The following is a 12899-nucleotide window of genomic DNA, read 5'->3' on the forward strand; positions in this document are numbered from 1 at the left end:
AGTGCTTGAACAACAGCTGTTCAAACCTAAGCGTTCTTCTTTTTACCGGCCTTGCTTTCTTCGCCTTTGCACTAATCGCAAACACAATTAACCCACCCTTGACCAAACGTGAATAATTACGCACCATCTCGCTCATGCAGAGAGGTGTGCAGCATGTCACCACCAAAGAATGAAACGCTCGACTGGCTGCGCCTGATCCGTAGCGAGAACGTTGGCCCGATCACGTTTTATAAGCTGTTGGAGCGTTTCGGCACCGCCAAGGCCGCGTTGGAGGCCCTGCCCGACATGGCCAAACGCGGCGGCGCGAAGACCTTCAAGGCCTACCCCAAGGCCGAAGCGGAAGCCGAGATCGAAGCCTTGAGCAAACTCGGCGGGCAAATCGTTTTGCGCACCGATGCTGACTTCCCGCCGTTGCTGTCCCAAGTGGAAGACGCACCGCCGCTGCTCAGCGTGCTGGGCCACAGCCACCTGCTGAAGAAACGCACCATCGCCATCGTCGGCGCGCGCAACGCGTCTTTGAACGGCAAGAACTTCGCCCGTCAGCTCGCCGCCGATTTGGGCGCGGCGGGTTTGCTGATTGCGTCGGGCATGGCGCGCGGTCTCGACGCCGCCGCGCACCAAGGGGCGATGGGTACCGGCACGGTGGCGGTGCTGGGCGGTGGCGTGGACGTGATTTATCCGCGCGAAAACGAAGCCCTCTACCGCGAATTGGTCGAGCGTGGCGCAATCGTTTCCGAGATTGAACTGGGCACCCAACCGCAAGCGCGCCACTTCCCACGCCGCAACCGCATCATATCGGGCATGGGGCGGGGGACCGTGGTGGTCGAGGCGTCGCTCAAATCGGGGTCGTTGATCACCGCACGCATGGCCTTGGAACAGGGCCGCGAAGTGTTCGCCGTTCCGGGTGCACCGAGCGATCCGCGTGCGGCGGGATGCAACAAATTGATCAAAGACGGCGCAAACCTCACACAAAATGCAGAAGATGTTTTAGAGGTCCTCAGACCCATTTTGCAGAGCCCCCTGTCTGAACCTAAGCAATTGGAATTTAATAAAAAAATACCTTCCACACCTGACGAAGCAGAGATCGGCAAAGCCCGTGCCGAAGTGCAAGAAATGCTCTCGCCCGCTCCGGTTACGGTTGACGAACTCGTCCGTAACTGCCAATTCTCCCTTGCTGCGGTGTCGCTGGTGCTTCTGGAATTGGAGCTTGCGGGCCGTTTGGAGCGACACCCCGGAAACCGGGTGTCACTTATATAGTATGTCCGAATCTGGCTCGAGGCTGCATGCACGTCGTCGTCGTTGAATCACCCGCGAAAGCGAAAACCATCAACAAATACCTTGGCTCCGATTACAAGGTGCTCGCCAGCTATGGCCACATCCGCGACCTGCCGTCGAAGGACGGATCGGTGCGCCCTGACGAAGATTTCGCCATGGATTGGGAGATCGACGCGCGCTCGGCCAAGCAGGTCAAGGAAATCGCCGACGCCATGAAGGGCGCGGACGCGCTTTACCTCGCGACTGACCCGGATCGCGAAGGGGAAGCCATCGCCTGGCACGTGCGTGAGGTTCTAGATAAGAAAAAGCTGCTCAAGGACAAGACCGTCAAACGCGTGGTCTTCAACGAGATCACCAAAAGCGCCATTCAGGAAGCCTTTTCCAAACCGCGTGAATTGGATCACGAGCTGGTCGACGCCTACATGGCGCGCCGTGCGCTCGATTATCTGGTCGGCTTCACGCTCAGCCCGGTGCTGTGGCGCAAGCTGCCCGGTTCGCGCTCGGCCGGTCGGGTGCAGTCCGTCGCCTTGAAGCTGTTGTGCGAACGCGAGACCGAGATCGAGGCCTTCAGGCCGCAGGAATATTGGTCCGTGCAAGGCGCGTTCGACACCGGCGCGGGCATCATGGTCAACGCCAACTTGACGGTGCTGAACGGCGAAAAACTCGACAAGATGAGCCTCAAGACCGAGGCGGACGCCAAGCGCGCCCAAACGGCCATCGAAAGCGGCCCGTTTTCGGTCGCCAGCATCGAAAAGAAACAGACCCGGCGCAATCCGCCGCCGCCGTTCACCACCTCGACGTTGCAGCAAGACGCGTCGCGCAAGTTGCATTTTTCGGCGAAGAAAACCATGCAGGTGGCGCAGCGGCTTTACGAAGGCGTCAACATCGGCGGCGAAACCGTCGGCCTGATCACCTACATGCGTACCGACGGCGTGACCATGGCCGGTGAAGCGGTTGGCGCGTGCCGTTCGCTGATCGGCAAAAATTACGGCGAAGCGTATCTGCCCGACCAGCCGCGCGTTTACAAAAGCAAAGCCAAGAACGCCCAGGAAGCACACGAAGCGATCCGACCGACCGACGTGTTCCGCAAACCCAAGGACATGGCCGGCCACTTGGATGCGGATCAGCTCAAACTCTACGAATTGATTTGGAAACGCACCGTCGCGTGTCAGATGGAACCCGTGGTCCTCGACCAGGTCGCCGTCGACATCGCCCAGGCGGAACGCACCGTGGTGATGCGCGCCACCGGCTCGATGATCGCGTTCGACGGTTTTTACCGGCTCTACACCGAAGGCCGTGACGACGACAACGGCAAGGGCGACGATGAAGAACGCATCCTGCCGGACATGCGCGAAGGGCAAGCCCTGGGCCTCAAGGAAGTGCTGCCCGAACAGCACTTCACCCAGCCGCCGCCGCGCTATTCCGAAGCCAGCCTGGTCAAGAAGCTCGAAGAACTGGGCATCGGCCGCCCGTCGACCTACGCGTCGATCATTTCGGTGCTGCAAGACCGCAACTACGTGACCTTGGACAAGCGCCGCTTCTTCCCCGAAGACCGTGGCCGCTTGGTGACCACCTTCCTGCAGAGCTTTTTCGAACGCTACGTCGAGTACGGCTTCACCGCCGATTTGGAAGAAAAGCTCGACGACATTTCCGGCGGCCGCATCAAGTGGAAAACGGTGCTCGACGAGTTCTGGCGCAATTTCTCCGCCGACGTCGACGGCATCAAGGAACTGCGCGTGCGCGAGGTGCTCGACACCTTGGACGAAGTGCTCGCCCCGCACTTTTTCCCCGAACCGGAAAAAGCAGGCGACCCCGACCCGCGCAAGTGCCCGACCTGCGACGACGGCAAGCTGTCTTTGAAACTGGGCAAGTTCGGCGCCTTCATCGGTTGCTCCAACTATCCCGAATGCCGCTTCACCCGTCCGCTGGTGACGCCGCAAAACGGCGACGGCGACCCGTTGGCGGCCGAGCTGGAAAAAGGCCCCAAGGTTTTGGGCGTCGATCCCGAAACCCAGTTGGAAGTGACGTTACGCAAAGGTCCTTACGGCGTTTACGTGCAGCGCGGCGACGTCGACCCCGAAGATAAGAAGTTCAAGCCCAAGCGCTCGTCCCTGCCGATGGGTGAAAATGCCGCTGAACTGACGTTTGAACGCGCTTTGGGATTGTTGAGCCTGCCGCGCAAAATCGGACCGCACCCCGAAGACGGGCAGATGATCCAAGCCGGCATCGGACGCTTCGGCCCCTATCTGCAATACGCCGGCATGTACGTGTCGCTCAAGGAAGACGACCCGGTGGAAATCGGTCTCAACCGCGCGGTGACACTGATTGCCGACAGCGGCAAGAAGCCGCCCGTGGAAGTCGGCAAGCACCCCGACGACAACAAGCCGATCTTGCTGAAGACCGGACGCTGGGGGCCGTTCATCACCCACAACCGCGACCGTGCCAACTTGCCCAAAGACTTGGACAAGGACGACCTGACGCTGGAAAAAGCGATTGAGCTGATCAACGCCAAGGCCAAGCCGAAAAAGGCCCCGGCGAAGAAAAAAGCCTCGCCCAAAAAAGCCACTGCGAAAAAGCCCGCAGCCAAGAAAAAAGCGCCGGTGAAGAAAAAAGCCGCACCCAAAACGAAGCCGAAGGCTGACACAGAGAAGGCCGCCAGCTAAGCTGGTCACATGTCAAAACACACACCCCATGTTGCACCGTTCCCGACCAAGGAACAGATCCTTGAATTCATCAAGGACAGTCCCGGCCGCGTCGGCAAACGCGAGATCGCGCGCGCGTTCCATTTGGATGCGGAACAAAAGATGCAGCTCAAGAAAGTCCTGAAAGATCTCAAGGACGAAGGCCAGCTGCAATCCAGCCGCAAACGGTTCGCCGACCCCACCGCGTTGCCGCCGGTAACGGTGCTGGAAGTCACCGCCACCGACCTCGACGGCGAACTGTTGGCGCGTCCGGTGGTGTGGGATTCGCCGCTGGAACCGCCGGTGATCTACATGGCCCCGGTACGCCGCGGCCAGGGTGCATTGGGCATCGGCGACAGGGTGCTGGCGCGCATGACGCGCATCGACGACACCGAAGACGGCAAACCCGCATATGAAGGCAACACCATCCGCCGCCTGGAGCACGCCCCCGCCGACGTGTTGGGGGTCTATAAGCTCGACCGTGCGGGCAACGGGCGCTTGCGTTCCACCGACCGCCGCCAAAAAGATGAATTTGTCGTCGTCGATCTCAACGACATCGACATCGCCGAAGGCGATCTGGTGCGCGCCGAGGTGCTGCCGGGCAAGAAGCTCGGCCTACGCCAAGTAAAACTGCGCGAAAAGATCAACCGCACCGGCGCGCAGGCGATCACCCAAATCGCCATATACGACCGCTCCATCCCGGTCGAGTTTCCCGAAGACGCCCTTAAACAGGCCCGCGCCGCCGGTCCCGCGACCATGGAAAACCGCGTCGATCTGCGCGACGTACCGCTGATCACCATCGACGGCGAGGACGCGCGCGATTTCGACGACGCGGTGTTCGCCGAGGCCGACGACGATCCCAACAATCCTGGCGGCTGGCATCTGATCGTCGCCATCGCCGACGTCAGTTGGTACGTGCGGCCAAACGATGCGCTCGACCAGTCGGCGTTCGTGCGTGGCAATTCGGTCTATTTCCCCGACCGGGTGGTGCCGATGCTGCCCGAAGAGCTCAGCAATGGCTGGTGCTCGCTTCGTCCCGACGAAGACCATCCGTGTCTCGCCGCCCACATGTGGATCGATTCTGAGGGCCACCTGAAACGCCATAAGTTCGTGCGCGCGATGATGAGATCGGTGGCCCGCACCACCTATACGCAGATCGAAAACGCCCATGACGGCAAGCCCGACGACCTGACGACACCGCTGCTGGAGCCGGTCATCGCGCCGCTCTATGGCGCTTACCGGACCCTTTTAAAGGCCCGCGAGCAGCGCGGCGTGTTGGAACTCGATCTCGCTGAGCGCCAGATCGTCTTGGCTGATGACGGCACCGTCGCCAAGGTGGTCGAGCGCGAGCGCTTCGACAGCCACAAGCTGATCGAAGAATTCATGGTGCTGGCCAACGTCGCGGCGGCGGAAACGCTGGAACGCCTCAAGCAACCGTGCATGTACCGCATCCACGACGAGCCGTCGTTGGAAAAGCTCGAAAGCCTGCGCGAGTTTCTCGAAGGCGTGAACATCCCCTTCGCCAAGGGCCAAGTAGTGCGCGCCAGCCACTTCAACCAGATCCTCGCCAAGGTCAAGGATACTGCCAACAGCCACTTGGTCAGCGAGGTGGTGCTGCGATCCCAGGCGCAGGCCGTTTACAGCCCAGAAAACATCGGCCACTTCGGCTTGGCGCTGCGTCGCTATTGCCACTTCACGTCACCGATCCGCCGCTATGCGGACCTGTTGGTGCACCGCGCGCTGGTGCGCGGCTTGAAGCTCGGCGAGGGCGGCCTGGAAGACGATCACAAGGACTTCAAGGACCAGGGCGAACACCTGTCGGTGACCGAGCGCAACGCCGCCGGTGCCGAACGCGATGCGGTGGACCGCTTCACCGCGCTCTATCTGTCCGACAAGGTCGGCAACATCTTCAAGGGCCGCATCAACGGCGTGACGCGCTTTGGCGTGTTCGTGACCTTGGACGAAACCGGCGCGGACGGTTTGGTGCCGATCCGCTCGCTGGGTGAGGACTTCTTCGTTCACGACGAACACAACCACGTTCTGTGGGGTCGTGAGACCGGCTATGAATATCACCTTGGCGACAAGGTCGAGGTCTTGATCGTCGAAGCCGATCCGATCACGGGCTCGACCGTGTTTCAAATCACCCAAGGCGGTCGCCAAGGCAAACCGCGACCGGATGGACGCGGCAAAGGAAAATTCGCAGGCGCACCGGGCAAAGGCCGTCCCGTTGGTAAAGCCAACGGCAAGCCGAAAAAGTCCAAAGGCAAGTCGCGCGCATCGCGGCGCAAAGCACGTCAATCTTGACCGCACCCCCATTACCCCGAAAGTTTTTTGTAGTTCTGAAACAAATTGGTGACGGAACTGAAAAAATGTACGACTATTTGACTCATGGGGAATGTAGCAAACGGACAGATACGATCTGGCGTTGCCGCCGTGTTGGGTCTCACGGCCATGGTCGGGCTCGGTGCCTGTACCACCGGCGAAACGTCTAGCCTCTCGCAACAGCGTCCAGTGGTGGCCGCTGAAGCTTTGGTTTTGCCGCCTCCTTCCGTTCCCGATACCGCGGCAAACACCGATTTCTTTCAATATCTTGATGCGCGAACCACGATCCGCGCCGGACTCCGGGGCATCGCCCAGCGCTACATCGATCTCGTCGATATGGATGTGTTGGCCTTAAACGGCATACGTGGGCTCGCCACCATCGACCCGGCGCTCCAGATCGGCCAGGAGGACGGCATGATCCGGCTGATCCTCGCCGACCAAAACGTCGCCGACTTCGCCCGCCCGCTGAGCGCCGATCCCGCAGCTTGGGCGCGCCTGACCACCGACATCATCCGCGCCGGACGGCACCAATCGGCCGATTTGCTGGATGCCGACAACGAGCGCGTCTACGAAGCTCTGTTCGACGGCATGCTGGCGGGGCTCGACGTCTTTTCGCGTTATTCCGGCGCCGAAGAGGCCCGCGCCAACCGTGCCCGCCGCGACGGCTTTGGCGGCATCGGCATCCGCTTCACCAAAACGGACGACACCATCCTCATTACCCACGTCCAAGAAGATAGCCCCGCACACACCGTCGGGCTGCGTCCCGGTGACCTGATCCTCAAGGTTGGCGAAGACGCCACCGCCGCGATGTCCTTGCGCCAAGTGGCGCAACACCTGCGTGGTCCTGTAGGCAGCCCCTTGACGTTGAGCATCGCACGCCTGGACAGCGACGTTGGCCGACCGGACCGCCAGATCAGCTTCAACCTTAACCGCGCGCACATCGTCCCCGAAACCGTGCGCGCCAGCGTCGAAGACGATCTCTTGAAGCTGACCGTTAGCGGGTTCAACAAGAATACCTCGACGAGCATGCTGAACGTCTTGCGCAAGAACGATGAAGCTTTCCAGAGCGGCCGCCTCAAAGGCGTGGTCATGGATTTGCGCGGCAATCCAGGCGGGCTTTTGTCGCAATCTGTGAGTGTCGCCGACTTGTTCTTGAACCAAGGCCGCATCATTTCCACCCGGGGTCGCCATCCCGATAGCTTCCACGATTACCGCGCCGGGGGCGCGGATTTGATCGACGGCAAGCCCTTGATCGTGCTGGTCGATGGCGACAGCGCATCCGCCGCCGAAATCGTCGCCAGCGCCCTTCAAGACCTGGGCCGCGCCGTGGTGATCGGGTCGTCGTCCTATGGCAAGGGCACCGTGCAAACCGTCATTCGGCTGCCCAATGACGGTGAGATGACCTTAACCTGGTCACGTCTCGTGTCCCCCTCGGGCTACGCCCTGCACGGGCTGGGCGTTATGCCGGCCGTGTGCGCCACCAACACGCCGATAGGCGACACTGCGGCCATCTTGGCCCTAGATCACATCGATGGGCAGCTCGAAGCTATGTCCTCATGGCGCGCCGCAGGCATGATTTTCGACGGCAGACGTCCACAATTGCGCGATTCTTGCCCGGCTAAGACCTTCCAAGCCGACAAAAATGGCGATCTTTTGATGCAATTGGCCAGCCGCGTGATCCACGACCCATCCCTGTATCAGCGCGCATTGCTGCAGCCGGAACCCATCAACACCGCCTCGCGACGTTAAATCGCACGATCCACACAACGATAGTCTTGACATCGGCGCTAAGGTCCGTATTTTACGCCGCTCATACGTTTTCACGGATTTATGGCGGAGCAAAAGAAATGGCCAAGCCGACCACCATCCTGATCAAGCTGGTCAGCACCGCTGACACGGGTTACTACTACGTGACCAAGAAGAACCCGCGCAACACGACCGAAAAGATGGAATTTCGTAAATACGATCCGGTCGTGCGCAAGCACGTGATCTTCAAGGAAGCCAAAATTAAATAAGGCTTTCCAGCACCAGGAATAAACAAAACGCGCCCTCACCGGGGCGCGTTTTTGTTTGTTCAGTTAGGCCGATGCAAAAAGTAGCCGAGGCTGGGGACTTAGCCCAAAAATTTAGAAAGCGTGTCGAGGAAGTTGGGCACGGAAATCGGCTTGGCGATATATCCCTCACAGCCGCCTTCACGGATTTTTTCCTCATCGCCCTTCATGGCGAAGGCCGTCACGGCGATCACTGGAATGTGCTTGAGGTCGTCGTCGGCCTTCAGCATCTTGGTGATTTCAAGCCCGGAAATTTCCGGTAGCTGGATGTCCATCAAGATCAAGTCAGGCGTGTGTTCACGCGCCAAGTTCAGCGCATCGCGACCGTCCTTTGTTTGCACGGTTTCATAGCCGTGTGCCTGCAATAGATCGTTGAAGAGCTTCATGTTCAATTCGTTGTCTTCAACGATCAGGATGGTCTTGGCCATGGTCTTTCCTTCGGCTTCGGGGCTTCATGAAGAAAGGCGTGCCCCGGAACGATTCGATGAGTATTCGAATTCCCCCATAAGGAGAACCCCTCTTACAGGCTTGATGATGGATCATTCCGAACGGCAAGTCAAACACCTCAAGCGCTTCAAACCTAGCAGGAAATTCTTCTATTTCAAAGCGGACTCGACGCCCATTTGCCATAAAAAAATGGCCGTCACATAGTGTGACGGCCAAGTTGGGATTGGGGAAAACATGGAGAAACCGGAAACGTCGTGCTCAGTAGCCTACTGGTGTGCTCAGCACCATCGGATCGATCAAACCCAAAGCCATCAAAAACAGCGAAAATGCGAGGCCTATAGCTTTGATCTTCGTCATGAGACATCCTCGTGCGACCAAATGTCCGGTGATGGAAAAACCATCGATGATATGATCATGATGGCTTACTCAATTTTTTTCTGTGACACCCATCACTCAAACATCGCAAAACCGCACATTTTTTGCGGTTATTTACCCCAACCTCATATGTGCAAAAACGTTTAAGGTTAGAAACATACCCACCATGCTGGAACAGTTCGTGAAAAAAACCATTGTGAATTGAGCCCAATCGGACAAAAATCCCCACAAGTGGGCACGAGATAATCCAAATGAGTAAGAGACTGTCTTGCTAGACCCACAACCGTGCGTCCAAGTAATCCCCGCGAAAGGGAGTAAGCCTTGCTCAAGTCTCTCAGTGCGAAAATCATCGCCGCTGCCGTTGTTCTGATCACCATCAGTTCGGCAGCCGATTTCATCATCGCCTCCAGCATTAATTCGACCCTCAATTCCGAAACCGAGGCACTCACGCATCGCATGCAGGGCGCCATCGTCGAGAAGGATCGTCTGATCAACACGCTGCTTGGCGAAAACTTGACCACGGCCGAGAAAAACCTCGAGGCTGAGCACGCCAAGGCGATCGCAGAGAACACCCTGCATACGGAAGAGACCCGCAAGTTCCTAGAAGGCACGCGCAACGGCATCGCGACATCGAGCCTGACGCTGATCAAAAATGCCATGATGATGGGCGAAGCCGCTTCCGCCCAGGACATGATGGACACGCTGTTGGAGAATCCCGATATCTACGCCATCAACCTGTGGCGCATCACCGGCGAACTGGCGTTCCGCGACAACAAAACCATCAACGAGGTCAACGCGCTTGCCGGCGACGAAGCCTTCGCCCCGCGCAAGGAACAAGAACCGATCTTTATCGAAGACGCGCGCTTCGATACCATGAGCGAGGTTGTACAAAGCTATAAAAGCGGATTGATCACCACCGGCGAAGTCGAAAACGACGACGGCCAAATGGAACCGGTCGAATACGCTTATTATCTCCTGGAGAACGAAGAAAACTGCCAGGGCTGTCACGGCGAAACCACTCGTCCGCGCGGTGTTTTGGAAGTCGCCGTTTCGCGCGCCGCATTGATCGCGCTGGAAAAATCAGCCGCCGAAAAGCTGGCGGAAATGGAAAGCCTGCAAGATAGCGAGCGCAAGAAATTGCAGCGCGCCAATGCCGACAACTCCTTCACCGTCAAGCAACAGACGGACGCCGTCAACACCGAGGTCACCCAAGGTAAAACCCGGGTAGAAGAGGCCCAGTCAAGCGCGTCGACCATGTCTGTCGCGTCCAAGATCGGTTTCTTCATCGCCACCGTTGGCGTGCTGTTTTTGGTCTTGAACACGCTTTTGACCAAGCCCGTTCACGCCATGACTGAGGCCATGGGCCGCTTGGCCGACGGCGATCTCGACGCCGACATTCCCGCTTCCGGTCGTGAAGATGAAATCGGCCTCATGGCCTCGGCCGTGCAAGTGTTCAAGGACAATGCCATCGAGGTCAAACGCCTGGAAGGCGAACACGCTGAAACCGAGCGCCGCGCGGTGCGCGACAAAGCCAAAGCCATGCAAGAATTGGCCGACGCGTTTGAAAGCAGCGTCGGCACGGTGGTTAAAGCCGTCAGCACTGCCGCGAGCGCTATGGAAAGTTCGTCGGAAGGTCTTGCCTCGACGGCGGAACAAACGTCCGACCGTTCCCAAGCCGTCACCAATGCTGCTGAGCAGGCGTCCGCCAACGTACAAACCGTCGCATCGGCAGCAGAAGAACTGTCCGCCGCAATTTCCGAAATTTCTCGCCAGGTTGCTCAATCGACCATGATCGCCAACGAAGCCGTCAGTGAAATCGACAGCACCAACGAGAAAGTTCAAGGCTTGGCCGATGCCGCCAACCGCATCGGTGAAGTGGTGGCGCTGATCACCGACATCGCGGATCAAACCAACCTTTTGGCGCTGAACGCAACCATCGAAGCCGCTCGCGCGGGCGAAGCCGGCAAAGGCTTTGCCGTTGTGGCGGGCGAGGTGAAAAATCTCGCCAACCAGACCGCCAAGGCGACCGAAGAAATCTCAACCCAGATCGACGCCATCCAAGGCGCGACGGAAGAGGCGGTCGGCGCCATCAAAAGCATTGGTGGCACCATTAACCGCATCAGCGAAATCGCCTCAACCATCGCCTCTGCGGTTGAAGAACAAGGCGCGGCGACCCAGGAAATCGCCCGCAACGTCGAACACGCCGCCAGCGGCACCACGGAAGTCACGACATCGATCCGCGAAGTCAACCGCGCGGCGGAAGACACCGGCGTCGCCGCCACCGACATCCGCACCGCGGCCCACGAACTGAGCCAGCAATCGGCCAGCTTGAGCGACGAGGTCGCCAATTTCCTCGTCGCCATTCGGCCTAAGCCGCAAGACTTGGCTTAAGCAGTTATCGAAATCAAAAAAGCCGGGCACGCCGCCCGGCTTTTTTTTCGTCTCGACTTCACCTTGGTTAGCGGCGCGTCTATTCGCCCCGCACGTCCTCGACCATGTCTTCGAGGCGCTCAAGATCCTTGACCACCAGCGCGTCCTTTTGTCGTTCGACGATGCCTTTGCGCGCCAAGTCGTTCATCACTCGCGCCACCGTTTCACGGGTGGTGCTGACGCGCGACGCGACGTCGGAATGAATCGGGATCGGCTTGATCACCGCCGTCATGTCGTCTTCGGTGACTTTGCGCGCCAAACGCAGCAGGTCGGCATGGATGCGGTTGTTCGCCCCCAGCGTCGACAGGTCCATGATGCGCATGGTCGATGTGCGCACCAGATGTGCAAGATGCTTCATCAGTTTCAAGGCGATGGCGGGATGATCCAAAACCATTTGATGGAATTGGTCGGACGGTAGCGAGGCGATCCGCGCTTCTTCCAACGCCATCACGCTGGCTGAACGCGGCAGACCGTCGATGGCCGCAAGTTCGCCGAAATGGCTACCTGGCTCGAGATCGTCGAAGGTGATCTCGCGTCCGGATAGGGAATAGTTCACCACCCGCACGCGCCCGGCAGCAACCAGAAAAATATCGCGGGTGTCGGAATGCTGATCGATGACCTGCTCACCGGCGCCGTAGGTGCGCCAACGACAGTTCTTCTCGACGACGGCGATTTCATCGTCGTCGAGTTCGGACAGCAAACGAATATCTCTGAGCGTATCGGTCACGCTTCCCCTCCTGACGGCGTCCTGGTTTCGGTCTTGAATTTGGGCCGCCGTTCTCGTCATTCCATCTGGCATGACAGTATCCCCTAAAACAGTTAACCAATTTTTGAGCTTTATTCACAACACTCTTCATTAGAGAGAACGTTTTAAATGCTCTCTTTCATCCACCCGATACCGGTTTTTCGCAGAAAACCTGGGATTCGGGTGAAAATGATTCGCAACTGCGTCGGAGGGGAGAATCCGAATCCGTCGCTCAGGAGGATTAGAATCATGGCAAAAACGGCCCAACTGGCCGTGCCTCAAGGGGATCAGAAGATCGCCGAGGGAAAAAAAAGCGGATTCGCAGAAAATCCGCACCACACTGCTCCCCGCGTAGAAGCGCGGTCACTTAGAGGTACATTCGCAAAGTCGATTTGTTCGGCGCATGGTCTGGCGACCCTAAAGGATCGCGACGCGTGCGACGACGGCGTACCGTGCGCAAAGCTGTCCGAATGCATGGGACAGGCGGACGCGACCATTCGTTATCTAGAGCTTCGCAAACGACTGATGGAAGACGATTAAGCGCCCAACCCGCTTGCCAAGTCCGTTGGCGCG

The 12899-nt window shown here is 58.7% G+C and carries 9 protein-coding genes; 7 read left to right on the forward strand and 2 right to left on the reverse strand.

Annotation, left to right across the window (positions count from 1 at the left end; genetic code table 11):
* Window positions 1-153: 153 nt before the first annotated feature.
* From dprA to rpmG, 5 genes are all read left to right on the forward strand, one after another.
* On the forward strand, window positions 154-1257 hold the full coding sequence (dprA, locus tag VIN96_RS15915) for a DNA-processing protein DprA (RefSeq protein WP_331897551.1): 1104 nt from the start codon (window positions 154-156) through the stop codon (window positions 1255-1257).
* 26 nt (window positions 1258-1283) lie between these two features.
* Window positions 1284-3938: a type I DNA topoisomerase gene (gene topA, locus VIN96_RS15920; RefSeq protein WP_331897553.1), complete on the forward strand. Its 2655-nt coding sequence runs from the start codon at window positions 1284-1286 to the stop codon at window positions 3936-3938.
* A gap of 9 nt (window positions 3939-3947) precedes the next feature.
* Entirely contained in the window at window positions 3948-6260 is a 2313-nt protein-coding gene (gene rnr / locus VIN96_RS15925; protein ID WP_331897555.1) for a ribonuclease R, read from the forward strand.
* Between the two features lie 129 nt (window positions 6261-6389).
* Window positions 6390-8027, forward strand: a complete 1638-nt coding sequence (locus tag VIN96_RS15930) for a S41 family peptidase (RefSeq protein WP_331897557.1) — start codon at window positions 6390-6392, stop codon at window positions 8025-8027.
* 98 nt (window positions 8028-8125) lie between these two features.
* Window positions 8126-8293, forward strand: coding sequence for a 50S ribosomal protein L33 (gene rpmG / locus VIN96_RS15935; protein ID WP_331897559.1), 168 nt, complete (start codon window positions 8126-8128; stop codon window positions 8291-8293).
* Window positions 8294-8391: 98 nt separating this feature from the next.
* Here rpmG and VIN96_RS15940 read toward each other — a convergent pair whose 3' ends face one another.
* Window positions 8392-8757, reverse strand: a complete 366-nt coding sequence (locus tag VIN96_RS15940) for a response regulator (protein ID WP_331897561.1) — start codon at window positions 8755-8757, stop codon at window positions 8392-8394.
* Between the two features lie 715 nt (window positions 8758-9472).
* On the opposite strand from VIN96_RS15940, the gene VIN96_RS15945 reads away from it, so the two are divergent.
* The gene (locus VIN96_RS15945) at window positions 9473-11542 is read left to right on the forward strand and encodes a HAMP domain-containing methyl-accepting chemotaxis protein (RefSeq protein ID WP_331897563.1); all 2070 of its coding nucleotides are present in this window, start codon (window positions 9473-9475) and stop codon (window positions 11540-11542) included.
* 79 nt (window positions 11543-11621) lie between these two features.
* Here the strand turns inward: VIN96_RS15945 and VIN96_RS15950 are convergent, their stop codons facing one another.
* Window positions 11622-12308: a Crp/Fnr family transcriptional regulator gene (locus VIN96_RS15950; protein ID WP_331897565.1), complete on the reverse strand. Its 687-nt coding sequence runs from the start codon at window positions 12306-12308 to the stop codon at window positions 11622-11624.
* A 267-nt stretch (window positions 12309-12575) separates the two neighbouring features.
* Here VIN96_RS15950 and VIN96_RS15955 point away from each other — a divergent pair, with 267 nt between their 5' ends.
* Window positions 12576-12866, forward strand: a complete 291-nt coding sequence (locus VIN96_RS15955; RefSeq protein WP_331897567.1) for a hypothetical protein — start codon at window positions 12576-12578, stop codon at window positions 12864-12866.
* The last annotated feature ends 33 nt before the right edge of the window (window positions 12867-12899 follow it).

The sequence above is a fragment of the Magnetovibrio sp. genome, assembly GCF_036568125.1.
In the GTDB taxonomy this organism is placed as follows: Bacteria; Pseudomonadota; Alphaproteobacteria; order Rhodospirillales; family Magnetovibrionaceae; genus Magnetovibrio.

Bases quoted from the DNA above. Each gene is read 5' to 3' on its own strand.
- dprA (WP_331897551.1), top strand. From the start codon at position 154: ATGTCACCACCAAAGAATGAAACGCTCGACTGGCTGCGCCTGATCCGT.
- topA (WP_331897553.1), top strand. From the start codon at position 1,284: ATGCACGTCGTCGTCGTTGAATCACCCGCGAAAGCGAAAACCATCAAC.
- rnr (WP_331897555.1), top strand. From the start codon at position 3,948: ATGTCAAAACACACACCCCATGTTGCACCGTTCCCGACCAAGGAACAG.
- rpmG (WP_331897559.1), top strand. From the start codon at position 8,126: ATGGCCAAGCCGACCACCATCCTGATCAAGCTGGTCAGCACCGCTGAC.
- VIN96_RS15940 (WP_331897561.1), bottom strand. From the start codon at position 8,757: ATGGCCAAGACCATCCTGATCGTTGAAGACAACGAATTGAACATGAAG.
- VIN96_RS15955 (WP_331897567.1), top strand. From the start codon at position 12,576: ATGGCAAAAACGGCCCAACTGGCCGTGCCTCAAGGGGATCAGAAGATC.